15 protein-coding genes are annotated in these 22,619 nt (G+C 63.2%); 9 read left to right on the forward strand and 6 right to left on the reverse strand.

Going from position 1 to position 22,619, the window contains the following annotated elements; all coding sequences use genetic code 11:
- Window positions 1–15: 15 nt before the first annotated feature.
- The 7 genes from CO671_RS11345 to CO671_RS11380 all read left to right on the forward strand — a co-directional run bounded on the left by CO671_RS11345 (window position 16) and on the right by CO671_RS11380 (window position 9,150).
- Window positions 16–909, forward strand: coding sequence for a LysR family transcriptional regulator (locus tag CO671_RS11345; protein WP_097605975.1), 894 nt, complete (start codon window positions 16–18; stop codon window positions 907–909).
- Between the two features lie 131 nt (window positions 910–1,040).
- Entirely contained in the window at window positions 1,041–1,520 is a 480-nt protein-coding gene (locus CO671_RS11350; protein WP_097580631.1) for a formate dehydrogenase subunit gamma, read from the forward strand.
- Window positions 1,517–3,073, forward strand: coding sequence for an NADH-quinone oxidoreductase subunit NuoF (locus tag CO671_RS11355; protein WP_097605976.1), 1,557 nt, complete (start codon window positions 1,517–1,519; stop codon window positions 3,071–3,073). The genes CO671_RS11350 and CO671_RS11355 overlap by 4 nt, the downstream gene beginning before the upstream one ends.
- 63 nt (window positions 3,074–3,136) lie before the next feature.
- Window positions 3,137–6,016, forward strand: a complete 2,880-nt coding sequence (fdhF, locus tag CO671_RS11360; RefSeq protein ID WP_097605977.1) for a formate dehydrogenase subunit alpha — start codon at window positions 3,137–3,139, stop codon at window positions 6,014–6,016.
- Window positions 6,017–6,248: 232 nt separating this feature from the next.
- A complete protein-coding gene (gene fdhD, locus CO671_RS11370; protein WP_097605979.1) occupies window positions 6,249–7,073 on the forward strand; it encodes a formate dehydrogenase accessory sulfurtransferase FdhD in 825 nt (274 codons plus the stop codon).
- A complete protein-coding gene (locus CO671_RS11375) occupies window positions 7,063–7,308 on the forward strand; it encodes a formate dehydrogenase subunit delta (RefSeq protein ID WP_097605980.1) in 246 nt (81 codons plus the stop codon). Before fdhD ends, CO671_RS11375 begins: the two co-directional genes overlap by 11 nt.
- Window positions 7,309–7,491: 183 nt before the next feature.
- A complete protein-coding gene (locus tag CO671_RS11380; protein ID WP_097605981.1) occupies window positions 7,492–9,150 on the forward strand; it encodes an OFA family MFS transporter in 1,659 nt (552 codons plus the stop codon).
- Window positions 9,151–9,459: 309 nt separating this feature from the next.
- On the opposite strand, the gene CO671_RS11385 is transcribed toward CO671_RS11380, so the two are convergent.
- The 3 genes from CO671_RS11385 to rocF all read right to left on the reverse strand — a co-directional run bounded on the left by CO671_RS11385 (window position 9,460) and on the right by rocF (window position 12,310).
- Window positions 9,460–9,936, reverse strand: a complete 477-nt coding sequence (locus tag CO671_RS11385) for a chemotaxis protein CheW (protein WP_011427049.1) — start codon at window positions 9,934–9,936, stop codon at window positions 9,460–9,462.
- A 196-nt stretch (window positions 9,937–10,132) separates the two neighbouring features.
- On the reverse strand, window positions 10,133–11,332 hold the full coding sequence (rocD, locus tag CO671_RS11390; RefSeq protein WP_097605982.1) for an ornithine--oxo-acid transaminase: 1,200 nt from the start codon (window positions 11,330–11,332) through the stop codon (window positions 10,133–10,135).
- Between the two features lie 42 nt (window positions 11,333–11,374).
- Complete coding sequence (gene rocF / locus CO671_RS11395; protein ID WP_097605983.1) at window positions 11,375–12,310, reverse strand: arginase; 936 nt, start codon at window positions 12,308–12,310, stop codon at window positions 11,375–11,377.
- Window positions 12,311–12,432: 122 nt separating this feature from the next.
- Here rocF and CO671_RS11400 point away from each other — a divergent pair, with 122 nt between their 5' ends.
- A complete protein-coding gene (locus tag CO671_RS11400) occupies window positions 12,433–12,870 on the forward strand; it encodes an Lrp/AsnC family transcriptional regulator (protein WP_170964963.1) in 438 nt (145 codons plus the stop codon).
- Window positions 12,871–12,933: 63 nt separating this feature from the next.
- Here CO671_RS11400 and CO671_RS11405 read toward each other — a convergent pair whose 3' ends face one another.
- The 3 genes from CO671_RS11405 to CO671_RS11415 all read right to left on the reverse strand — a co-directional run bounded on the left by CO671_RS11405 (window position 12,934) and on the right by CO671_RS11415 (window position 21,777).
- The gene (locus CO671_RS11405; protein WP_097606010.1) at window positions 12,934–19,356 is read right to left on the reverse strand and encodes a translocation/assembly module TamB domain-containing protein; all 6,423 of its coding nucleotides are present in this window, start codon (window positions 19,354–19,356) and stop codon (window positions 12,934–12,936) included.
- A gap of 67 nt (window positions 19,357–19,423) precedes the next feature.
- Window positions 19,424–21,352 carry an autotransporter assembly complex family protein gene (locus CO671_RS11410; RefSeq protein ID WP_170964964.1) on the reverse strand — a complete coding sequence of 643 codons (1,929 nt, stop codon included), beginning with the start codon at window positions 21,350–21,352 and terminating at the stop codon, window positions 19,424–19,426.
- A 167-nt stretch (window positions 21,353–21,519) separates the two neighbouring features.
- Entirely contained in the window at window positions 21,520–21,777 is a 258-nt protein-coding gene (locus tag CO671_RS11415; protein WP_003582726.1) for a YMGG-like glycine zipper-containing protein, read from the reverse strand.
- 326 nt (window positions 21,778–22,103) lie between these two features.
- Between CO671_RS11415 and CO671_RS11420 the strand changes: the two genes are divergently transcribed.
- Window positions 22,104–22,619: aminotransferase class I/II-fold pyridoxal phosphate-dependent enzyme (locus CO671_RS11420; RefSeq protein ID WP_141514462.1), on the forward strand; the 516-nt coding region annotated here is incomplete at its 3' end.

The following is a 22,619-nucleotide window of genomic DNA, read 5'->3' on the forward strand; positions in this document are numbered from 1 at the left end:
GGGTCGGGAGACCGGATGATCGACAAGCTGGAATTCTTCATCGCCCTTGCCAATGAAAAGCATTTCGGCCGCGCTGCGGAGGAATGCGGGATTTCGCAGCCGACGCTCTCGGCCGCCATCCGCCAGCTGGAGGATCAGCTCGGCGTCATGCTGGTGCAGCGCGGGTCGCGGTTTCAGGGGCTGACGCCGGAGGGGCAGCGCGTGCTCGAATGGGCGCGGCGCATCGTCGGCGATGCCCGCACCATGCGCGAGGAAATGCGCGCGGCGCGGCGCGGTCTTTCCGGCCACATTCGCCTCGCCGCCATTCCGACGGCGCTCGCCATGCTGTCGCGCATCACCACGCCCTTTCAGGAACGACATCCGGGCGTGACCTTCTCGATCGTCTCGCGCAATTCGCTGCAGGTGCTGAGCATGCTCGAAAATCTCGAGATCGACGCCGGTATCACCTACCTTGAAAATGAGCCGCTCGGCCGTGTCACCAGTGTTCCCCTCTATGCCGAGCGCTATCATCTGATCACGGCTGCGGGCAGCCCGCTGTCTGATCGCGACAAGGTGACCTGGAAGGAGGTCGGCGATCTTCGGCTTTGTCTATTGACCGCCGACATGCAGAACCGACGCATCATCAATCGGCACCTGACGGAAGCCGGCGCGACGGTGCATCCAACCCTCGAATCCAATTCGATGATCGTGCTGTTCTCGCATGTCAGAACCGGGCGCTGGGCAAGCATCATGCCGCGCAATGTCGCGAAATCATTTGGATTCCCAATAGAAATCCGCATGATTCCGATCGTTGAACCGGAGGCCCACCATCTGGTCGGCCTCGTCGCGCCCTATCGCGAGCCCTTCACGCCGCTCGTGTCGGCCTTGCTGCATGAAGCGCGAGTGCTCGTGCAGGATGAAGAGCTCTGATAGGAAAAACCTATCAATCCACAAGATAGCTTTATTGATCGTCGCCGGCTTCCTTGAGATGCTGCGTGTGGGATGGCCTCGCTGGGGAGGGCGCCATTCCGCAACGAGCCAGCGGCTGGGAGGGCTGCCTTATGACCATTCATATCGCCGAAGGCGATATCGCAGCACGCACGCGTTCCATTGTCGCCGACCTTCGCTTCCTTGAAGGGCCGCTGCTTCCCATTCTGCATCAAGTTCAGCAGGAATTCGGTTATGTGCCGCAGCAAGCCCTGCCCGTGATCGCGGAGGAACTGAACCTTTCGCGCGCCGAGGTGCATGGCGTGATGAGCTTTTATCACGATTATCGCGACCACCCCGCCGGGCGGCATGTGCTGAAGCTCTGTCGCGCCGAGGCCTGTCAGTCGATGGGCGGCGACGCGCTGGCCGAGCGCATCAAGGCGCTGCTCGGCATCGATTTTCACCAGACGACGCTCGACGGCAGCGTGACGCTGGAGGCGGTCTACTGCCTCGGGCTCTGCGCCTGCGGCCCGTCGGCGATGCTCGATGGCGAGGTGTATGGCCGGGTCGACGATCAGATGGCGACGGAACTCGTTGCGGAGGCGCGCCGATGACAGTCAAGATATATGTTCCGCGCGATGCCGCTGCGCTGGCGCTCGGGGCCGAAAAGGTGGCAAAGGCGATTGCCCAGGAGATCGTCGCCCGCGGCCTCGATGCCGAGATCGTGCGCAACGGCTCGCGCGGAATGTTCTGGCTGGAGCCGCTGGTCGAGGTCGAGCTTGCCGGCAAGCGCATCGGCTACGGACCGGTGAAGGCAAAGGATGTGTCCGGTCTTTTCGACGCCGGCATTGCCAATGGCGGCGATCACCCGCTCTGTCTCGGGGAGGTTGAAGACCTCCCGTTCCTGAAGCAACAGACCCGCCTGACCTTCGCCCGCTGCGGCGTCATCGATCCGCTCTCGCTTTCGGATTACGAGGCGCATGGCGGCCTTGCCGGCCTCCGCCGCGCCGTTTCGATGGCGCCCGCCGAAATCGTCAAGGAAGTCACCGATTCCGGCCTGCGTGGACGCGGCGGCGCAGGTTTCCCCACGGGCATCAAATGGAAGACCGTTCTCGATGCGGCCGGCGACCGCAAATATATCGTCTGCAATGCCGATGAGGGCGACAGCGGCACCTTTGCCGACCGGATGATCATGGAGGGCGATCCCTTCGTGCTGATCGAAGGCATGGCGATATCAGGACTTGCGACCGGCGCCACGAAGGGCTTCGTCTACACGCGGTCGGAATATCCGCATGCGATCGCTGCGATGAGCGAGGCCGTCGCCATCGCGCGACAGGCCGGGATCCTCGGCCCGTCGGTGCTCGGCTCGGGCCGCGCCTTCGATATCGAAGTGCGCACCGGCGCCGGCGCCTATGTCTGCGGCGAGGAGACGGCCCTTTTGAACAGCCTCGAAGGCAAGCGCGGCGTCGTGCGCGCCAAGCCGCCGCTGCCGGCGCATAAGGGACTGTTCGACTGTCCGACCGTCATCAACAACGTGATCTCGCTCGCTTCCGTGCCCGTGATCATGGAGAAGGGCGCCGCCTTCTATCGCGATTTCGGCATGGGCCGCTCGCGCGGCACCATCCCGCTGCAGATCGCCGGCAATATCAGATATGGCGGTCTTTACGAAACAGCCTTCGGTCTTTCGCTCGGCGATATCGTCGACAGGATCGGCGGCGGTACGGCGACGGGACGGCCGGTCAAGGCCGTGCAGGTCGGCGGGCCGCTTGGGGCCTATTTCCCGCGGGCCCTGTTCGACACGCCGTTCGATTACGAATCCTTCGCCGCCCGGGACGGGCTGATCGGCCATGCCGGCATCGTCGTCTTCGACGACACCGCCGATATGCTGAAGCAGGCGCGTTTCGCCATGGAGTTCTGCGCCGTCGAAAGCTGCGGCAAGTGCACGCCTTGCCGCATCGGCTCGACGCGCGGCGTCGAGACGGCCGACAAGATCGCCCATGGCATCGAGCCGGAGAAGAACCGGGCGCTGCTGGCCGATCTCTGCAATACGATGAAATTCGGCTCGCTCTGCGCCCTCGGCGGATTCATGCCCTATCCCGTCATGAGCGCGATGACGCATTTCCCGGAGGATTTTTCGCCGGCGCCGATTGCGGAGGCGGCTGAGTGATGACTTTCCACCTGTTAACTTCCTCCCAATTGCTCATTTCCACGTCCATACAGGAGGCCGACCATGTCTCTCATCCATGAAATCGACTACGGCACTCCCGCTTCGAAATCGGAAACCATGGTGACGCTGACCATCGACGGGCAGCAGATCAGCGTGCCGGAGGGCACGTCGATCATGCGCGCCTCGATGGAGGCCGGCATCGAGGTGCCGAAGCTCTGCGCCACCGACATGATCGATGCCTTCGGTTCCTGCCGGCTCTGTCTCGTCGAGATCGAGGGCCGGGCCGGCCTGCCGGCCTCCTGCACGACGCCGGTGGCGGCCAACATGGTGGTACGCACGCAGACGGATCGGCTGAAGGACGTCCGCCGCGGCGTGATGGAACTCTATATTTCCGACCACCCGCTCGACTGTCTGACCTGTGCTGCCAACGGCGATTGCGAATTGCAGGACATGGCGGGCGCCGTCGGCCTGCGCGACGTGCGCTACGGCTATGACGGCGACAACCATGTCAGGGCGCGCAACAATGGCGAGATCAATCTGAAATGGACGCCGAAGGACGAGTCCAATCCCTATTTCACCTTTGACCCCTCCAAGTGCATCGTCTGTTCGCGCTGTGTGCGCGCCTGCGAGGAGGTGCAAGGCACCTTCGCGCTGACGATCGAGGGGCGCGGTTTCGGCTCCAAGGTGTCATCGGGTGCGCATGAAGCCTTCATCGATTCCGAATGTGTCTCCTGCGGCGCCTGCGTCCAGGCCTGCCCGACGGCGACGCTGACCGAGAAGTCGGTGATTGCGATCGGCCAGCCCGAGCATTCGGCCATCACCACCTGCGCCTATTGTGGCGTCGGCTGTTCCTTCAAGGCGGAAATGCGCGGCGAGGAGCTGGTGCGCATGGTGCCCTGGAAGGACGGCCAGGCCAATCGCGGCCATTCCTGTGTCAAGGGTCGCTTCGCTTACGGCTATTCCAACCATAAGGATCGCATCCTCAACCCGATGATTCGCGAAAAGGTCAGCGATCCCTGGCGCGAGGTGAGCTGGGACGAGGCCTTCGCACATGTGGCGTCGGAGTTCCGCCGCATCCAGTACCAGTATGGCCGCGAGGCGATCGGCGGCATCACCTCGTCGCGCTGCACCAATGAGGAAACCTATCTGGTGCAGAAGCTGGTCCGCGCCGGTTTCGGCAACAACAATGTCGATACCTGCGCCCGCGTCTGCCACTCGCCGACCGGCTACGGCCTCGGCCAGACATTTGGCACCTCGGCCGGCACGCAGAATTTCGACAGCGTCGAACAGTCCGATGTCGTCGTTATCATCGGCGCCAACCCGACCGACGGCCATCCGGTGTTCGCTTCGCGGCTGAAGAAGCGGCTGCGCCAGGGGGCCAAGCTCATCGTCATCGATCCGCGCCGCACCGATATCGTGCGGTCGCCGCATATCGAGGCTTCCTACCACCTGCCGCTGAAGCCCGGCACCAATGTGGCCGTCATGACGGCGCTGGCACATGTGATCGTCACCGAAGGCCTCTATGACGAGACCTTCATCCGCGAGCGCTGCGACTGGTCGGAATTCGAGGACTGGGCGGCCTTCGTCGCCGAACCGGCGCACAGCCCCGAAGAGACCGAGATCTTCACCGGCGTTCCGGCGGCGGATTTGCGCGGCGCGGCAAGGCTCTATGCCAAGGGCGGCAACGGCGCGATCTATTACGGTCTCGGCGTCACCGAACACAGCCAGGGTTCGACCACGGTCATCGCGATCGCCAATCTGGCGATGGCGACCGGCAATATCGGCCGTCCCGGCGTCGGCGTGAATCCGCTGCGCGGCCAGAACAACGTGCAAGGCTCCTGCGACATGGGCTCCTTCCCGCACGAGCTGCCGGGCTACCGGCATATTTCCGACGATGCGACACGAGACATCTTCGAAAAGCTCTGGGGTGTGAAGCTCGACAACGAGCCGGGCCTGCGCATTCCCAACATGCTGGATGCGGCGGTTGATGGTTCCTTCAAGGGCCTCTACGTCCAGGGGGAGGATATTCTCCAGTCCGATCCCGACACCAAACATGTCGCGGCCGGGCTGGCGGCGATGGAATGCGTCGTCGTTCAGGACCTGTTCCTCAACGAGACCGCCAATTACGCCCATGTGTTTCTGCCGGGCTCGACCTTCCTCGAGAAGGACGGCACCTTCACCAATGCCGAGCGCCGCATCAATCGCGTGCGCAAGGTGATGACGCCGCGCAACGGTTATGGCGACTGGGAGGTGACGCAGAAGCTCGCCCAGACCATGGGGCTCGACTGGAACTACAGCCATCCGTCGGAGATCATGGACGAGATCGCGGCGACGACACCGAGTTTCGCCCTGGTTTCCTACGATTATCTCGACAAGTTGGGCTCGGTGCAGTGGCCCTGCAACGAGAAGAACCCGCTCGGCTCGCCGATCATGCATGTCGGCGGCTTCGTGCGCGGCAAGGGCAAGTTCATCCGCACCGAATATGTGGCGACCGACGAACGCACCGGTCCGCGCTTCCCGCTGCTGCTCACCACCGGCCGCATCCTCAGCCAGTACAATGTCGGGGCGCAGACGCGCCGCACCGAGAATGTCGTCTGGCATGCGGAGGACCGGCTGGAAATTCATCCGCACGATGCCGAACAGCGCGGCGTCCGCGACGGCGACTGGGTGAAGCTCATGAGCCGCTCTGGCGACACGACGCTCCGGGCGCTGATCACCGATCGTGTGGCGCCCGGCGTCGTCTATACGACCTTCCATCATCCCAATACGCAGGCGAACGTCATCACCACCGACTTTTCCGACTGGGCGACGAACTGCCCGGAATACAAGGTGACGGCGGTGCAGGTCTCGCCTTCCAACGGGCCGAGCGACTGGCAGATGGAATATGACGAGCAGGCACGGCAATCGCGCCGCATCGCCGGCAAGCTCGAGGCTGCGGAGTGACGATGGGGGAGTGGGCTGGCGTCGGCGAGGCTTCCCCTTCTCCCCTCGGGGAGAAGGTGCCCGAAGGGCGGATGAGGGGGCGGCTAGGCAAATGCGAACTCGCTGCGGCTCGTTCGTTCGCTCCTATCGTCGCTCACCCCCTCATCTGCCCCGATGCGTATCGCCCGGGGTCGAGCCGCGGGTCTCGCCCCGTCCTTCGGACCCCCGCTGGGGAGAAGGGGGAGCGCGCATCGTGACTTTCCCCACCACCGCCCACGCCCCCGAAACCGCCCGCCGCAACGGCCTGATGCACAGCGGCTCTCGTATCGTGCCGGAAGAAGTGCCGATCGCCTTTTCCTATGGCGGCAGCTCGCATGCGGTGATGATGGCGACGCCCGCCGATCTCGAAGATTTTGCCGTCGGCTTCAGCCTGACCGAAGGGATCATCGCTGAGCGGGCGGAGATATCGGGCATTGAAGTCGTTGCGGGCGAGCAGGGGATCGACGTGCAGGTCAGCCTTGTCGACGACGTCGCCGATCGGCTGCGGGCGCGGCGCCGCAGCATGGCGGGGCCGGTCGGCTGCGGGCTCTGCGGCATCGAATCGATCGAACAGGCGGTGCGGCCGGTGCCGGATGTCTCGACGTCACCGCTGTCGCTCTCGCATGCCGATATCGTTCGCGCCGTTTTGCTTCTGAACGAGGCGCAGCCGCTGCATCGCGAGACGCGGGCGGTGCATGGCGCCGCCTTCTATATTCCCGGCAGAGGTCTGATTGCCGTGCGCGAAGATGTCGGCCGGCACAATGCGCTGGACAAGCTTTGCGGCGCCGTCATCGGCTGCGGCGAAAGCGGCGATGACGGCGCCGTCGTCGTCACCAGCCGGCTTTCGGTCGAGATGGTGCAGAAGGCGGCAATCCTTGGTAGCCCGGTGCTTGTCGCCATTTCGGCGCCGACGGCTCTCGCCATCCGCACGGCCGAAAAAGCCGGCATGACGCTCGTCGCCCTGGTGCGCGGCGAGGACTTCGAGATTTTCACCCACCCGCACCGCATCTCGCCCGGAAGCATCGCCGATGTCGCATGATACCAAGACCAAACTCGTCTATATGGCAAACCAGATCGCCACTTTCTTCAAGAGCCAGCCGGCCAGCGAGGCCGCTGCGGGGGTCGCCAATCATATCAACAAATTCTGGGAGCCGCGTATGCGGCGGCAATTGTTCGAAATTTTGGAAAAGGAGGAAAACGGCCTGGATGCGCTCGTGCGGCAGGCCGCTCCCATGATCCGCAAACCGGAGGCGGAAGCACACCAGATCCGGTAATCCAACTGGCTTATGCCGGCGGAGGCAGCAGCATGCTGCCTTTCGCATTCACTACCCTCAAAATTTAAATCGATTTAAATATAATCCAGGCGGAAATTCAAAGTTTTATAGCGTCCTTTGCGCTCCTGAAAAGACAGGTGGCGCTCCAATCACAGCAAGGTCTGAAACAAGGAGGAGTTGTTCATGACTGCAGCGGAAACACGTACAGATGGAGCGGTGGCGGGCTCAGGCCTGCTCGATCGCGAAAGGATCGTGGCCAGGCCCGGTTTCAACAGATGGCTGGTGCCACCGGCCGCATTGGCCATCCATCTCTGCATCGGCATGGCCTATGGTTTCAGCGTGTTCTGGCTGCCGCTGTCGAAGTCGCTGGGGATTACGGCGTCGACCGCTTGCCCCGATCTGACGCTCGCCTCGGCGTTGTTCACCACGACCTGCGACTGGCGGGTTGCTGACCTCGGTTGGATCTATACGCTGTTCTTCGTTCTGCTCGGCTCGTCGGCCGCCATCTGGGGCGGCTGGCTCGAGCGGGCCGGTCCGCGCAAAGCGGGCGTCGTTTCCGCCTGCTGCTGGTGCGGCGGCATTGTGCTTGCCGCCGTCGGCGTCATCACCCATCAGCTGTGGTTGATGTGGCTCGGCGCCGGCGTCATCGGCGGCATCGGTCTTGGCCTCGGTTACATCTCTCCGGTTTCGACGCTGATCAAATGGTTTCCCGACCGGCGCGGCATGGCGACCGGCATGGCGATCATGGGCTTCGGCGGCGGCGCGATGATCGGCGCTCCGCTTGCCAATCTGCTGATGAATGCCTTCAAGACCGACACGTCGGTTGGCGTCTGGCAGACCTTCATCGTCATGGCGGCGATTTATTTTGTCTTCATGATGGGCGGCGCCTTCGGTTACCGCATCCCGCCGGCCGGCTGGCGCCCGGAAGGCTGGACGCCGCCGGCGGCCAAGAGCACGATGATCACCACCAAACACGTGCATCTGCGCGACGCCCACAAGACCAAGCAGTTCTGGCTGATCTGGGCCGTGCTTTGCCTCAACGTTTCGGCCGGTATCGGCGTCATCGGGATGGCCTCGCCGATGCTGCAGGAGATCTTCGCCGGCTCGCTGATCGGCCTGCCTGACGTGGGCTTTGCGCAGCTCGATGCCGGGCAGAAGGCATCGATCGCGACGATCGCCGCCGGTTTCGCCGGCCTGCTGTCGCTCTTCAATATCGGCGGACGGTTCTTCTGGGCGTCGCTCTCCGACAAGATCGGCCGCAAAAATACTTACTACAGCTTCTTCATCATCGGCATCGTGCTCTATGCGCTGGCGCCGACCTTCGCCGGCATCGGCAACAAGGCGCTGTTCGTTCTCGCCTTCGGCATTATCCTGTCGATGTATGGCGGCGGCTTTGCGACCATCCCGGCCTATCTCGCCGATATCTTCGGCACGCAGTTCGTCGGCGCCATCCATGGCCGGCTGCTGACCGCCTGGGCAACGGCCGGCATCGTCGGCCCTGTCGTCGTGAACTATATCCGCGAAGCGCAGATCGTCGCCGGCGTCGCACCCGGTCCGACCCTCTATACCGGCACCATGTATATCCTCGCCGGCATGTTGGCGCTCGGCCTCATCGCCAATGCGTTTGTCAGGCCGCTCCCGGACAAGTGGTTCATGAGGGATGACGAGGTCGCGGCATTGCAGGCAAAGTCGGCGGCCGTCAATGCCGGTCCGACAGGCTCCTTCGGCATCGGCACCGGCGGGCTCGACGCCAAGGCGGCGCTAGCCTGGGCGGTCGTCGGCATTCCGCTGCTCTGGGGTGTATGGGTGACGCTGCGGGCGACCTTCGCGCTGTTCGGATAACCGATCGAAGCGCGCCGAGGCGGTATCCGACGGCGCGCTTTATCTTGGTCCTACGGCGTAATTGCCGGAATCGATTTTATAGGATGCGGGTCGTTCAACGTGATGCAGCTTGGGATCAGAACTCTTCCCAGCTCTCGGTGCCTGCCGCGGCAGCGCCGTGCGTCCTGACGACGCGTGAAACGAGATGCCGCGCCGGTGAGCCCGCTGGAGATGGCGTCAAGAATGTATTGCCGCATCCGAAGATTGGCCGTGCGCAAATAAAAAACCGCCCGGACGGGCGGTTCTCGGTGGGCGAATTCTGCTGGCCGATCAGGCTGCCAGGTCGTCCGTTTCGTTTTCCTTGAACATCTTGGAGAGGTTCAGGAAGCAGATCATGCCGTTTTCCGACGCGATGATGCCTTCGCAATAGGCGCGGTCGAAGGAGGCGGTCACCTCGGGCACCGGCTGGACCTGGCTGGAGGAGATGGTGAGGATATCCGAGACGCGGTCGACGAGCATGCCGATGACCATGCTGTGAACTTCGGCAACGACGATGGCGCTGCGCTCGTTGGCGACGGTGCTCTTCATGCCGAGCTTGTAGGCGAGATCGATAATCGGAATGACCGAGCCGCGCAGGTTCATGACGCCGATGACATCGGCCGGCGCATGCGGGATCGGCGTCGACGGCGCCCAGCCGCGGATTTCGCGGATGGTCGTGGTCTTGACGCAGAATTCCTGATCATGCAGGCGGAAGGCAATGATCTCGAGCGTATCGCCGCTGAAGCTAGTGGAATTGATCGTGGCCATTAGAATTCTTCCCAACTGTCGTAAGCCAAAGCAGAAGCGAGTGCGCCCCCATTGGCGCTGACGCGCTTTGCCTTCACACCACGCGATGGCTTTGCATTCGGCGAAGCATCGTTACGGTTACGACGACATTAGCGAAAGAGTGTTGCCCAAATCTAAATCGGAAACCGGATTACCCGGGTTTCAGTCTCGATTTACGTCAGCCGATCGTCTTTTCGATCTGCGAGACTGCCCAGTCGACCTGTTCCCTTGAGATGATCAACGGCGGGGCGAGGCGGATCGTATGGTCGTGGGTGTCCTTGGCGAGAAGGCCGCGCTCCTTCAGCGCATGGCAATATTGGCGTGCCCCGCCGGCTTCGGGCTCCAGTTCGACGGCCATCATCAGGCCGCGGCCGCGCACATCGCGGACGATGTTCGAGCGCATCGACCTCAGACCTTCGAGGAAATAGTCGCCCATCGCTGCGGCGTTTTCGATCATGCCCTCTTCCGTCAACACCTTCAGCGCGGTGCGCGCCACCGCGCAGGCGAGCGGGTTGCCGCCGAAAGTCGAGCCGTGCTGGCCGGGCTTCAGCACCCCCAGAACCTCGGAATTCGAAAGCACCGCGGATACCGGATAGAAGCCGCCGGACAGCGCCTTGCCGATCAGCGTCACATCGGCCTCGATGCCCTCGTGCTCTTCGGCCAGCAGCTTGCCGGTGCGGCCGAGGCCGGTCTGGATCTCGTCAAGGATGAGGGTGACGTTGTTATCAGTGCAGAGCTCGCGGATGCGGGTGAAATAACCGGCCGGCGGAATGATGACGCCGGCTTCCCCCTGGATCGGCTCGATCAGCGCCGCCACCGTATTGTCGTTGATGGCGGCGGCGAATGCCTCGGCATCGCCGAAGGGAATGATGCGGAAGCCCGGCGTGTAGGGGCCGAAGCCGTTGCGGGCGTCGGGGTCTGTGGAGAAACTGATGATGCTCAGCGTCCGGCCATGGAAATTGTCGGCGCAGACGATGATCTCCGCCTGGCCTTCCGGCACGCCCTTGACCTCGTATCCCCATTTGCGCACCGCCTTGATGGCGGTCTCCACGGCTTCAGCGCCTGAGTTCATCGGCAGGATCTTGTGCGAGCCGGTGAGAGCGGCGAGCTCTTCATAGAGATAGGCGAGCTGGTCGTTGCGGAAGGCGCGGGAGGTGAGGGTCAGCCGGCCCGCCTGTTCGACCATGGCGGCGAGGATCTTCGGATGACAATGGCCCTGGTTGACGGCGGAATAGGCCGAGAGGCAATCGAGATAACGGTTGCCGTCGGTATCCAAGACATACACGCCTTCGCCGCGCGTCAGCACCACGTCGAGCGGCTTGTAATTGTTGGCGCCGAGCCGCTGTTCCGTGGCGATCAATTTTTCCGAAGTGGTCATGGCGCTTCTCCCTCTAAGCCTGGTCTATGCGGCACGTGCCTTCTATGCGGCACGGGTTGGACGATCGAAGATGCGGCGGCCGAAGAGACTGGCCGTCAGTTCCACCAATATGCGGGCGCTCTTGCCACGATCGTCGAGAAACGGATTGAGCTCGACGAGATCGAGCGACGAGACGAGACCGCTGTCGGACAGCATTTCCATGACAAGATGGGCCTCGCGGAAGGTCGCGCCGCCCGGCACCGTCGTGCCGACGCCGGGGGCAATATCGGGATCGAGGAAATCGAGATCGAGACTGACATGCAGCAGGCCGTCGGCCTTGGCGACGACATCGAGAATATGGCGCATGATGGCGCCGATGCCCTGTTCGTCGATCGCGCGCATATCGAAGACGTTGACACCGTGTTCGTGGATCTCCTCGCGCTCGCGCGCATCGACCGAGCGGATGCCGACCTGGAAGACATGCTTCGGATCGACGAAGGGACGGCCTTTCGGCAGGATCTCGGCGAACTCCGCCTCGCCGCAGAAGAAGGCGACGGGCATGCCGTGAATATTGCCGGAGGGGGAAGTGGCCGGAGAATTGAAATCGGCATGGGCATCGAGCCAGAGCACGAAGAGCGGGCGACCCTTGCCGGCGGCATAGCGGGCCATGCCGGAGACGCTGCCCATGGAAAGGCTGTGGTCGCCGCCGAGAATCAGCGGAAAGCGGCCGGAGGCGGCGACTTCATAGACGCTGCTTTCGAGCGCGCGGGTGTAAGCGCCGACGATCCTCAGATTATGGGCCTTGGGATGATTCGGCAGGTCCATTGCCGGCACGATTCTGAGATCGCCATTGTCCGCAACATCGTGGCCAAGATCGATCAGCGTCTGGTCGACACCGGCAATGCGCAGCGCCGCGGGGCCCATGGCAGCACCTCTGCGGCCGGAGCCTTCTTCCAATGGTGCGCCGATGAGTGTGACAGATCGCGATTGGATATTCATGCGAGGGCTCCGTGTTGAGGCCTGTTTCGGCCGATAGTGGGATAAAGGGCTGCCGGCAAAAAGATGGAAAAGTGTCAGAAATGGACTATGATTGCGCAGATTGATAAAGCTATTTTGACAGAGTGATCAGCGTGGACGATCTCGATACCGAACTCTTGAGCGCGCTTCGCCACAATGCCCGGATTTCCGTTTCCTCGCTTGCGGCGATGACCGGTGCATCGCGGGCAACGGTCGCCGCCCGCATCGACCGGCTCGTTGCCAGCGGCACCATTGTCGGCTTCACCATCCGCACCGGTCACGAGACGCGATCCGCCGGCGTGCGCGCCATCGTCATGATCGAGGTGCTCGGCAAGCTGGCCGACAGGGTGGCCGATCAGCTGCGGGGTCTGCCGCAGGTCCGCGCCCTTCACAGCACCAACGGCAAATGGGATTTCGTCGCCGAACTGGAGGATCGCGACCTTGCCTCCTTCGACGAGACGCTACGCCGCATTCGGCTGATCAACGGTATCAACTCGACCGAGACCAACATTCTCTTGAAGACGAGCAAGACGGGTTTTTAGAGCAATCCCAGGAAAAGTGCGAAGCGGTTTTCCTGGGATTGCGCAAAACAAAGGTAAGCCGGCTTAATATTCCCGCTCATAAACGATGCCCGCTTCGCCCGCCCCGTTGCCGCCGGCAGCACCCCGCAGTTTGACGCCGCGGCCGACATCGAGATTGATGATCGCCTTGGCGCCGGCCGCGCCGCCCTGCTGCAGTTCGAAATAGGTGCGGTCATTGAGGTAGCGGCCGACGCTGACGCTTGTCTGGCCCTTCTCGTCGGTGCTGACGTCGAAATCGTCGACGCCGAGTTGGTTGCGCAGGCCTTCGAAAAGCGAGGTGGAGCGGTTGCCGGCCAGCTGGCTGACGGCATCGGCGAGCTGGGCGATCTGCACCGGCGACAGCTTCGACATCGACTGGCCGAAGATCAGCTGCGCCAGCACCTCGTCCTGCGGCAGCTGGGGCGAGGAGGAAAAGGTGATCGAAGGATCGGTGGCGAGGCCGGCCACATCAACCGTCAGGGTCGTCGTGCCGGAGGTGGAGGTGGCTTCCATATCGAGCGCCGGCGTTAGATCGCCGGCAAAGGTGATCCTGCTCTTGTCGGAGAAATTCAGACGGCGGTTGAGAATGGTCAACCGGCCGCGGCGCATGGTGAACCCGCCGGTGACGACGGGCACTGCCGCCGTTCCGCGGATCGTCACGCGGCCTCCGAGCTCGGCATCGATGCCGCGGCCGCGCACGAAGATTTGCGAGGGCGCATCGATTTCGAGATCGAGGGTGATGACGGAGGATTTCTCGCCGCTTTTCCCCTTGCCTTCATCCCTGAGCTGCGCACGCACCGCCCGCGGCGCGTTCTTGTGCCGTATGTCGATTTCGCTGAGCGAGGTCGGCAATTTTTCCGGCACGGTGATCGAGGTCTTGTCCAGCCGCAGCTTGCCGCTCAGCGTCGCGCTCATGATCGGCCCGCGCAGGCCCACTGTCCCGTTGACGGTCGAGACGACGAGGGTTCCGTCGACATAGACTGCCTTGTCGAGCTTGATAGAAATGTCGGCGGGAAAGCCGCCGGCCGGCTGGATGCCGATGGTGCCGCTCGCCGAAATCGTGCCGCCGCCGCCAAGATTGCCGCTGAGGCGCGATATCACGGCCTGGGTGCCATTGAAGGTCACGGTGGCTGCGAGATTGTTGACGGCAAGATTGCGTCTGACGTCGACGAGCTTGGCGCCATTAGTCGAGACCGTGCCGTTGATGACAGGTGCTGCGGCCGTTCCGCCGATCGTAAGATTGACGGTGGCGACCCCGTCGGCGACCAGGCCCTGCTGCGCAAGCGGAGTGCCGAGCACTGCGAACGGAACGTTGCCGTTGAAGCGCAGGTCGAGAGCCCGATTGCCTGATATCACGACACTGCCGCCGCCCTTCAGCGACATGCCGGCGTCACCGGCAAGACTGGTGTCGATGGTCAGCTTGTTGCCGGCCAGCTTTCCGGATGCGCCGATGCTGAGCGGCGAAAGACCGGCGCCTTTCGTTTGGCTCGTCGCGGCGTTCTTCCAATCGACCTTGAAATCGACGGCGGGCGCGGACAGCGTGCCGGCCGCCTTGGCGGTCGCCGAGATCGTACCGTCGGCGCCGATACCGGGAACAAAGCCGTTGGCGAGGGCAGCCGGAACATTGGCGGCATTTGCGGTGACGTCGATCGATCGGATCGAGGTGCCTGCAATGGAAAGATTACCGGCGGCTTTCAGCGCAATGCCGCCGCCGCCGCGGAGGTCCGCATCAAAATCGAGCCTGTCGCCGGCATATTTTCCTGTTGCCGCCAGGGCAAGACGGGAAAGGCCGGCAGCCTTGGTGTGGCTGGTCGCCGCATCCTTCCAGTCAAGCTTGAAATCGACGACCGGATTGGCCGGCGTTCCCGATGTGACGGCGCTGGCCGAAAGCGTGCCTTCGGCCCCGAGACCGGGCACAAAGGCATTGGCGATATTTGCCGGCAGGGCGGGAATATCGGCATTGACCGAAAGGTCGCGGATGGCCGTTCCGGCAATCGTGACGCCGCCGGTCGCCTTGGCCAGCACGCCGTCCTTGCCGGTGAGGTTGGCATCGAAATCGACCCTGTCATTGGCGAATTTGCCGGATGCCGCGGCGCTGAGACCAGAAAGACCGCTGCTCCTGGTCTGGGCGGTGGCGGCGTTTTTCCAGTCGATCTTGAAGTCGACGGCGGGCTTGGGAAGCGCGCCTGAGGCAGATGCCGTTCCCGACACCATGCCCTCCGCCGCAAGGCCGGGAACGAAGCTGTTGGCAAGGCCCGCGGGCAGATTGGCGAGATCGGCCTTGACGTCAAGGTTGCGGACCGAGGCGCCCGATATCGCGACATTGCCCGCAGCTTTCAGCGAGAGGTCGTCCTTGCCGCTGAGATTGGCGTTGAAATCAAGCTTATTGTCAGCGAGGTGGCCCGAAGCGGCAAGCGCAAGGCCGGAAAGATGAGCGGTTCTGGTGTGGCTGGTTGCGGCATCCGTCCAGTCGAGCTTGAAATCGGCCTTCGGTGCGGCGGCTGTGCCGGCCGCAGACATGGTGCCGGATATCGTGCCGCCGGCCGCCAGTCCGGGAACGAAGGCGTTGGCGAGAGCGGCGGGGACCTTGGCGATCTCGGCATCGAGCTTCACGCTGTCGATCGCCGTGCCGGCGAGGGCGACATTGCCCACGGCCTTCAGTGAGAGGCCCTGATCGCCGAGCGCTGCTGCGTTGAAATCCAGCTTGTTCTCGGCGAATTTTCCCGATGCGGTAATGCCGAGCGCGGCAAGCCCGGCACGCCTGGTGTGGTTCGTTGCAGCGTCTTTCCAGTTGAGATCAAAATTGGCGGTCGGCGCGGAAAGTGAGCCTGCCGCCGAGATTTTTCCCGAGACCGAGCCTTCGGCAGCAAGATCGGCGACGAAGCTGTTTGCAATGCTTGCCGGGATATTTGCCAGTGTCGCATCGACCTTGGCGGCACCGACCGTCTTGCCGGTGATGGCGACATCGCCGTTTGTCTTGAGCGAGAGCCCGTCGGCGCCATCGACCGCGGCGTCGAAATTGAGCCTATTGTCGGCGAATTTGCCGGATGCCGTCACGCCGAGACCGGCGAGGCCGGCGCGTTTCGTGTGGCTTGTGACGGCATTTTGCCAATGGAGATCGAAATCGGCGGTCGGGGCGGCAGGGGATCCGCTCGCCGAGACCGTTCCGGAGACAAGGCCTGCCGCTGCGAGATCGGGGACGAAACCGTTTGCAGCAGCTGCGGGGATATTGGCCAGTGTTGCGTCGATCTTGACGCCGCCGATCGCCGTCCCTGTCATGCCGACATTGCCATTTGCCTTGAGCGACAGGCTGTCGGCGCCGCTGACCGCGGCATCGAAATCGAGCGTGTTGTCGGCGAATTTGCCGGACGCGGTCACATCAAGCACCGTAAGGCCGGCGCGCCTGGTGTGGCTCGTCGCGGCATTCTTCCAGGCGAGATCGAAATTGGCGGTCGGAGCCTTGAGGGAGCCGGCGGCGCTCAATTTTCCCGTGATCGCGCCTTCGGCGGCGAGATCGGGAACAAAACCATTGGCGACACGGGCGGGCAGGTTGAGGATATCGGCGTCGATATCGAGCACCGGCGCCGTCGGATCGGCGAGGCCGACATTGCCGGCCGCCTTGAGCGAGAGGCCGTCGGCGCTACCGATCGTCGTGTCGAAATCGAGCTTCTTGTCGGCAAATTTGCCGCCGGCGGTGATGGCGAGCGGCGCCAGCCCGGCCCCCTTGATCTGGCCCGTCGTCGCATCCTTCCAGTCAAGCTTGAAGTCGGCGATGGGCGCGGCCGGCGTTCCCGTCACGGCGATCGTCCCGGAGATCGTGCCGCCAGCCGAAAGGTTGGGCACGAAACCGTTGGCGAGCGCTGCCGGCAGCTCCTTGATGACGGCATCGAGCTTCAGCGTCTCGCCGGCCGAACCGGTGACGCTCACCGAGCCGGCGCCTGTTTTCAGCGTCAGTCCGTCCAGACTGGCGGCGCCGCCGGCGATTTTGACCTGCGTCGCTGCGGCAAGCTCGATTGGGATATTGCGCGGGCTTGCCGAGAAACGATCGAGGTTTACGTCGACGGTGCCGTCTGCCGTCTGGATATTGCCGGCCGCCAGCACCGGATTGCCATCATAGGCGGCATTGAGATCGAAGTCGGTCTGATGCTGCTGCTTGGTGAAAGCGAGCGAAAGCCCGGCCAGCCTGTTTGCGCCGGCATTCACCTCTTCAGCCCGGACCGTGCCGTTGGCCGCAAGGGCGCTGAGATCGCTCACCGTGACGTCGATCTCGGGTTTGACAACGGAGAGTGTATCGCGGCGGAGCGAAGCGCCGGTCGCCTGCAGCTTCAGCGCAATCCTGCCGCCGTCGCCGGCGATGCCGAGCGATCCCTTGAGATCGCCTTCGGCTTTCTGTCCGCCGAGGGCGGCGAGCAGGCCGATATTGGGAAAATCGAAGGTCAAGGCGCCAGAGGGCGTCAGGGAGGGCGAAAATTCCAGATTGCCGGTCAGCCGGTTGCCGCCGATGTCGGCGGTCAGCGCCGGAATGCTCATCCTGCCGTCCTCGGAGCGGATATCGCCGTTGACGCCGATCGGCTGGCCGTCGATCGTGCCGGTCGCGGCAATCTTACCCTGCGGCGCCTTCGGATCGGCGACGCCCGTGAGATCGATATTGAGGTTGGCGAGCATGCGATCGGCCATCTGCAGGCTGGCAGCCTTGATATTGGCTGTCACGGAGAGGGCCGGCAGTTCGCCCCCGACCCGCAACGCGTAAGCGGCTCCGCCGCTCGCGCCCGCCATCAGCTTACCGACATCGGGCAGCCGGCCCGAGAGATCGGCGTTCAAGGTCGAGCCGTCGAGCGCGACGTTGCCGGCGGCCTCGAGCGTTCCGGATTTGACGACGAGGTTGGACAGCGCGAATTTCGACGGGACGGTGCCCGCCACCTGGCTTTCGAGCGAGATTGGCCCGTCGAACCTGCTCGTCGCCGCGGCCGGCAGAGCCGCCGGTTCGACGACCAGCTTGATATTGCCGGTCAGCGCGCGGTCTGTCAGCCGATAGGAGCCGTTGAGGCTGCCGTTGATATTGGCGCTTTCGACGGTGGTGCCATTGAAACCAATGCTGCCGGCCGTGATCTGCAGCGGCGCGGCGAGCGTGACCGGGCCTTTGACCGCACGGTTGAGGTTCGGCTCGGCAAAGGTCGCGTCGCCAGCGACGAGGCGCAGCTGGACGCTGCCGGCGCGGGCGGCAAGATTGAAGGCGTCGCTCTTTGCCGTCAGTTTGACGTTGCCGATATCGGCCTGCGGGAGGGTTGCGCTGTCGAGCGAGCCGCTGACGCTCAGTCGCGCCGCCTGCGCGTCGCCGGTCAGCGCCAGGTTGAGGCCGGATATCAGGAAGCGCGCTTCGCCTTCGGCGAGCGGCCAGCGGAAATCGACAGGCCCGGATGTGCCGAGCAGGTTGGCGTTGAGGCTGTTGTTGCCGGCCGGATCAAGCGTCCCCGATGCGGCGATGACGACGCTGCCGGTGGCGATATTGCCGGTCTGAATATCGATCTTGCCCCGGTCGTCGAAGGTTGAGGCAAGGTCGATATTGGTCTGGCCGGCGAAAAGCGGCCGGAATGCTGCCGGCAGAAGCGAGCTCAGGTCACCGCCGCCCTTGAGGTCGAGATGGTGCAGTCCGTCGGCGGCGATCGCATGCCGGCCTTCGATTGCGGCCCGCTGCTGTCCGTCGAGCGCCGCCTGCAATTTGCCTCTCCAGTCGGATATCGGTCCCTGGCCGTCGAGGTCGATGTTGACGGCAGGACTATCCGGCAGGCCGAGGAAGCCTGCCAGCAGCCCGCCCTTCGGCTCGGCCAGCTGTGCCTTCAGGCGCAGCCGGTTTTCGGCCGGCGCATAAGCGATATCGGCGGTAAGTCGCGCATCCGGGACCGCGTGGCGGCTGACATTGACGGTCGCCTCCCCGCCGTCGCCATCTGCCGAGAGGCTGCCTGCGGCGGCGAGCGCAAAGGCGCGCCCGGCAAAGGGTTCGGCAAGCTTGATATTGGGCAGCGCAACCTGGTCGACGTCGATCTTGATCGGGAGAGAGAAGCCGCCGGAATTTTCGGCGTCGGGCCGGGAGGGCAGGGTGCGCACCGGCTTGCGCAGCACGTCGATCGCTTCGATCTCGAAGCGCTTGGCGTGAAAGGTTCCGGTCAGCAGCGCCAGCGGATTCCAGTCAATGGCCACGCCGTGGATCTCAGCAAAAACGCCCCTCGTGTCGGAGATGGAGATCTCGGCGGCGCGAAGCCCGCCGGTCAACAGACCTTCCGGTTCGCGCACCTCGATCGTCATGTCGCGATTGGAAAGCGTGGAGGCTATTTTTTCGGTGACGATACGAGCGCCAAAGGAGGTGAAGCCGAAGATCGCAAGCGCTGCGACAGCGAGAATCAAGCTGGCGCCCACGACGTAGCCGGTGAGCCGTATGATCCAGTTGACGATTTTTGCCAGCGTTTGCATCGGCGCGGACATTACCCCCGTTTTCATGACGGCTCACAGATCGGACATGACAGCGGAACCGGCAATCCTAGAAGGACTGGCCGATGCCGGCGTAAATTCCATAATCTGTGCCATCTTCGTACTTGTTCAGCGGCACGGCAAAATCAAGCCGCAGCGGGCCGAAAGGTGTGGCATATCGTATTCCGGCGCCGGCGCCGGCGCGGATATCGGAAAAACCAGGGAAGGTGGTGTCCGATACGGTGCCGACATCGACGAAGGGAACGACGCCGATCGTATCGGTGATTTTGATGCGGGCCTCCACCGAAGCTGTGACATAGGAGCGGCCGCCGGTGGCGTCGCCATTGTCGTTGTAAGGCGAGATTTCCTGATAGCTGTATCCGCGCACCGAACCGCCGCCGCCGGCAAAGAAGCGTTGCGTGGCGGGAATGTCCTCGATCCCGCCGCCGCCGATCAGCACGCCGCCGGCAAGCTTGCCGGCCAGAACCAGGCGATCCTCGGCACCGAACGGCAGATAGCCGGAGATAGAGCCTTCGAACGCCGCATAGGGCGTAGCATTGAAGATCTCGTAGCCGGGCTTTGCCGAAACCGTCGCACGATAGCCCTCCGTCGGGTTGAACTTGTCGTCGCGGGCGTCGCGGTCATATTGCAGCGGCAGGGTGAAGGTCAGGTAGTCGTTCGTGCCGAACGCGTCGTCGTCGCGCTCCCAGCTGACCTCGCCGCTCGCCGATACGGTATCCTTATCGGTCAATTCGTAGGAAAGGCCGAGCGAGGCGGTGACGAGCGTCGCGTTATAAGCGTCCGGATTTTGCGTCTTGGCGATGATGCCGGCCTTCAGAGTGGCGGCCGGAAAGAAGGCGCCCGGCTTGGTGAAGAGGATGCCGGCGGAATAGTCGAGGCTGCCGACATCGGTCGTTTCGCCGAGCCGGGAGACGGACCCCTCGATCCTCAGCGTCTCGGCTTCGCCGAACAGGTTGCGGTGGCCCCAATAGCCCTGAACGCCGAAGCCGTCGGTGGTGGAATATTGCGCGCCGACGCCGAAATAGCGCCGCTTGCCTTCGGAAACCTCGATCGTCATCGGCAAGGTGCCGTCCGGTGCCAACGTATCGCCTTCGTGAATGGTGACGCTCGAAAAGACGCCGAGGGCGCGAAGGCGCTCGCCCGCCTTCTTCAGCGCTTCCGGCGAGTAGGCTTCGCCTTTGTTCAGCCGGGAATAACGCTGGATGAAACCGGGCCGGACGGTTTTTTCGCCGGTGACGCCGACATCGCCGATCGGGGCGACAGGCCCGCCTTCGGCGGCAAGCACGATGTCGACCGTATTGCTTCTGTGATCGGCGACGACCTTGCGTTCGGTCAATTTGGCGAAGGGGCGGCCTTCGCTTTTCAACTGCTCGACTATTCTGTCGCCGGCCTTGATGATGGCGAGCGACCCGGCCTCGGCGCCGGGGGCGAGGTCGTAATCGGCAGGATTACGGTCTGCGGCGTCGCCGCCGAACTGCACTTCCCTGACCCTGAAAACGGGACCGGGGGTTATGTCGACGGCGACGGGGATCGGCCCGGAGCGGTCGAAGGTCGGATTGGGCGGCAGGTCGTCGATGTTCTGGCCATCGATGGTGATCGTCACCACGCCGCCGTAGCGGGCCTTTTCATACAGGGCGGCAATCAGCCGCTCGCGGTCGTCACGCGCCTTGACGACGATGCCGAGATCGCCGGAAACGGGCTGTTTCTGGTCGCTGACGAGGCGGGAACTGTTTTCCAGCGCTTCCCTAAGATCGGGATCGGCGGTGTCGGCCTTGAGGTCGACGTGATAGCGCACCGGATCGGGCACCTGTTCGCCTTCGTCCTCTCCCTTGCCGAAGATGGTGATGCCGAAAAGCTTGAAGGCGTAAGCGTCGCCGATCAGGACCGGTGAGAAAGCAGCTGCCGCTGCGACCACCATCATGGTGCCTGTTCGCCGATACGCAGTACCTGTTTTCGGGCCTGTCCCTCTGATCCGCATCCGCTGCTTTTGGTTTACGCCTACACGAAGCTTCGTTGCCCAGCCATGAACAGCTTAGCGGCAAAAACGCGCGGGGTGTACCATTTTAAATTGCCAACGCGCTAATTTAGCACAAAAAATCCCGGATGTGTGTCCGGGATTTCCTGTTTTGCGACTTGCAACCGCTCTCAGCGCGGGCAGGTATCGATGTAGCGGCGACCATAGCGATCGCGATAGTAGCACTGGCCGGGCTGTTCGGCGACGCTGCCGATGAGGGCGCCGGAGACACCGCCGATAGCGGCGCCGACCGCCGCGCCACGGACGTTGCCGGTGACTGCGCCGCCGATGACCGCACCGGATGCAGCGCCGATGCCGGCGCCCTGCTGAGTCGGCGTGCAGCTTGCGATCGACAGGCCGATCAATGCGAGTATGACAGCTTTTTTCATTTCTTTTCTCCTGGGTTGTCGCCCAATGGGCATAGGCCGTCCCTATTGTTTTTTGTCAGGCTAGCTCGAAAACTATGTCGGAAGAAAGGGTTGTCCACTGTTGTCCGGCTTTTTTTGAGATAGGAAGGTTGTCGCCGACCCGGCGGTTCGGCGAAATTCCACCGCGTTTGGCCGCATCAATCTGGTTGATCGCGGTTCGCATATTTTTTATCTGGAATCATTCAAAAATCTGGGCCTTTTGCCGCAGTTGATGGTAAAGCAAAGGGTAAGCATTGACGCGCGGACGTCCGGTCGGCAAGAACGGCCGCGTGATACTGGAGCATATGATGGATTTCGAAGCATTTTTCAAAAACGAGCTGGACGGGCTTCATGCCGAGGGCCGTTACCGCGTTTTTGCCGATCTCGAGCGTCAGCGCGGCCATTTCCCGCGCGCCACCCGCCATACGGCCGACGGTGAAAAGGACGTCACGGTCTGGTGCTCCAACGACTATCTCGGCATGGGCCAGAACCCCAAGGTGATCGAGGCGATGAAGAACGCCATCGACCACTGTGGCGCGGGTGCGGGAGGCACCCGGAATATCTCTGGCACCAACCACTATCACGTCCTGCTCGAGCGTGAGCTCGCCGACCTGCACGGCAAGGAATCGGCACTGATCTTCACCTCGGGCTATGTCTCCAACTGGGCAGCGCTCGGAACGCTCGGTGCCAAGATCCCCGGCCTGATCATCTTCTCCGACGCCTTGAACCATGCCTCGATGATCGAGGGCATCCGGTACGCCAAGTGCGACAAGGTGATCTGGAAGCACAATGACGTCGCCGATCTCGAAGCCAAGCTGAAAGCC

The organism is Rhizobium sp. M10 (genome assembly GCF_002531955.1).
In the GTDB taxonomy this organism is placed as follows: Bacteria; Pseudomonadota; Alphaproteobacteria; order Rhizobiales; family Rhizobiaceae; genus Rhizobium; species Rhizobium etli_C.

Coding starts and splice junctions, on each gene's coding strand:
- CO671_RS11355 (WP_097605976.1), top strand. CDS start 1,517: ATGACAGTCAAGATATATGTTCCGCGCGATGCCGCTGCGCTGGCGCTC.
- rocF (WP_097605983.1), bottom strand. CDS start 12,310: ATGAATATCCAATCGCGATCTGTCACACTCATCGGCGCACCATTGGAA.
- CO671_RS11345 (WP_097605975.1), top strand. CDS start 16: ATGATCGACAAGCTGGAATTCTTCATCGCCCTTGCCAATGAAAAGCAT.
- CO671_RS11405 (WP_097606010.1), bottom strand. CDS start 19,356: ATGCAAACGCTGGCAAAAATCGTCAACTGGATCATACGGCTCACCGGC.
- CO671_RS11350 (WP_097580631.1), top strand. CDS start 1,041: ATGACCATTCATATCGCCGAAGGCGATATCGCAGCACGCACGCGTTCC.
- CO671_RS11410 (WP_170964964.1), bottom strand. CDS start 21,352: ATGCGGATCAGAGGGACAGGCCCGAAAACAGGTACTGCGTATCGGCGA.
- rocD (WP_097605982.1), bottom strand. CDS start 11,332: ATGACCACTTCGGAAAAATTGATCGCCACGGAACAGCGGCTCGGCGCC.
- fdhF (WP_097605977.1), top strand. CDS start 3,137: ATGTCTCTCATCCATGAAATCGACTACGGCACTCCCGCTTCGAAATCG.
- CO671_RS11375 (WP_097605980.1), top strand. CDS start 7,063: ATGTCGCATGATACCAAGACCAAACTCGTCTATATGGCAAACCAGATC.
- CO671_RS11385 (WP_011427049.1), bottom strand. CDS start 9,936: ATGGCCACGATCAATTCCACTAGCTTCAGCGGCGATACGCTCGAGATC.
- CO671_RS11415 (WP_003582726.1), bottom strand. CDS start 21,777: ATGAAAAAAGCTGTCATACTCGCATTGATCGGCCTGTCGATCGCAAGC.
- CO671_RS11380 (WP_097605981.1), top strand. CDS start 7,492: ATGACTGCAGCGGAAACACGTACAGATGGAGCGGTGGCGGGCTCAGGC.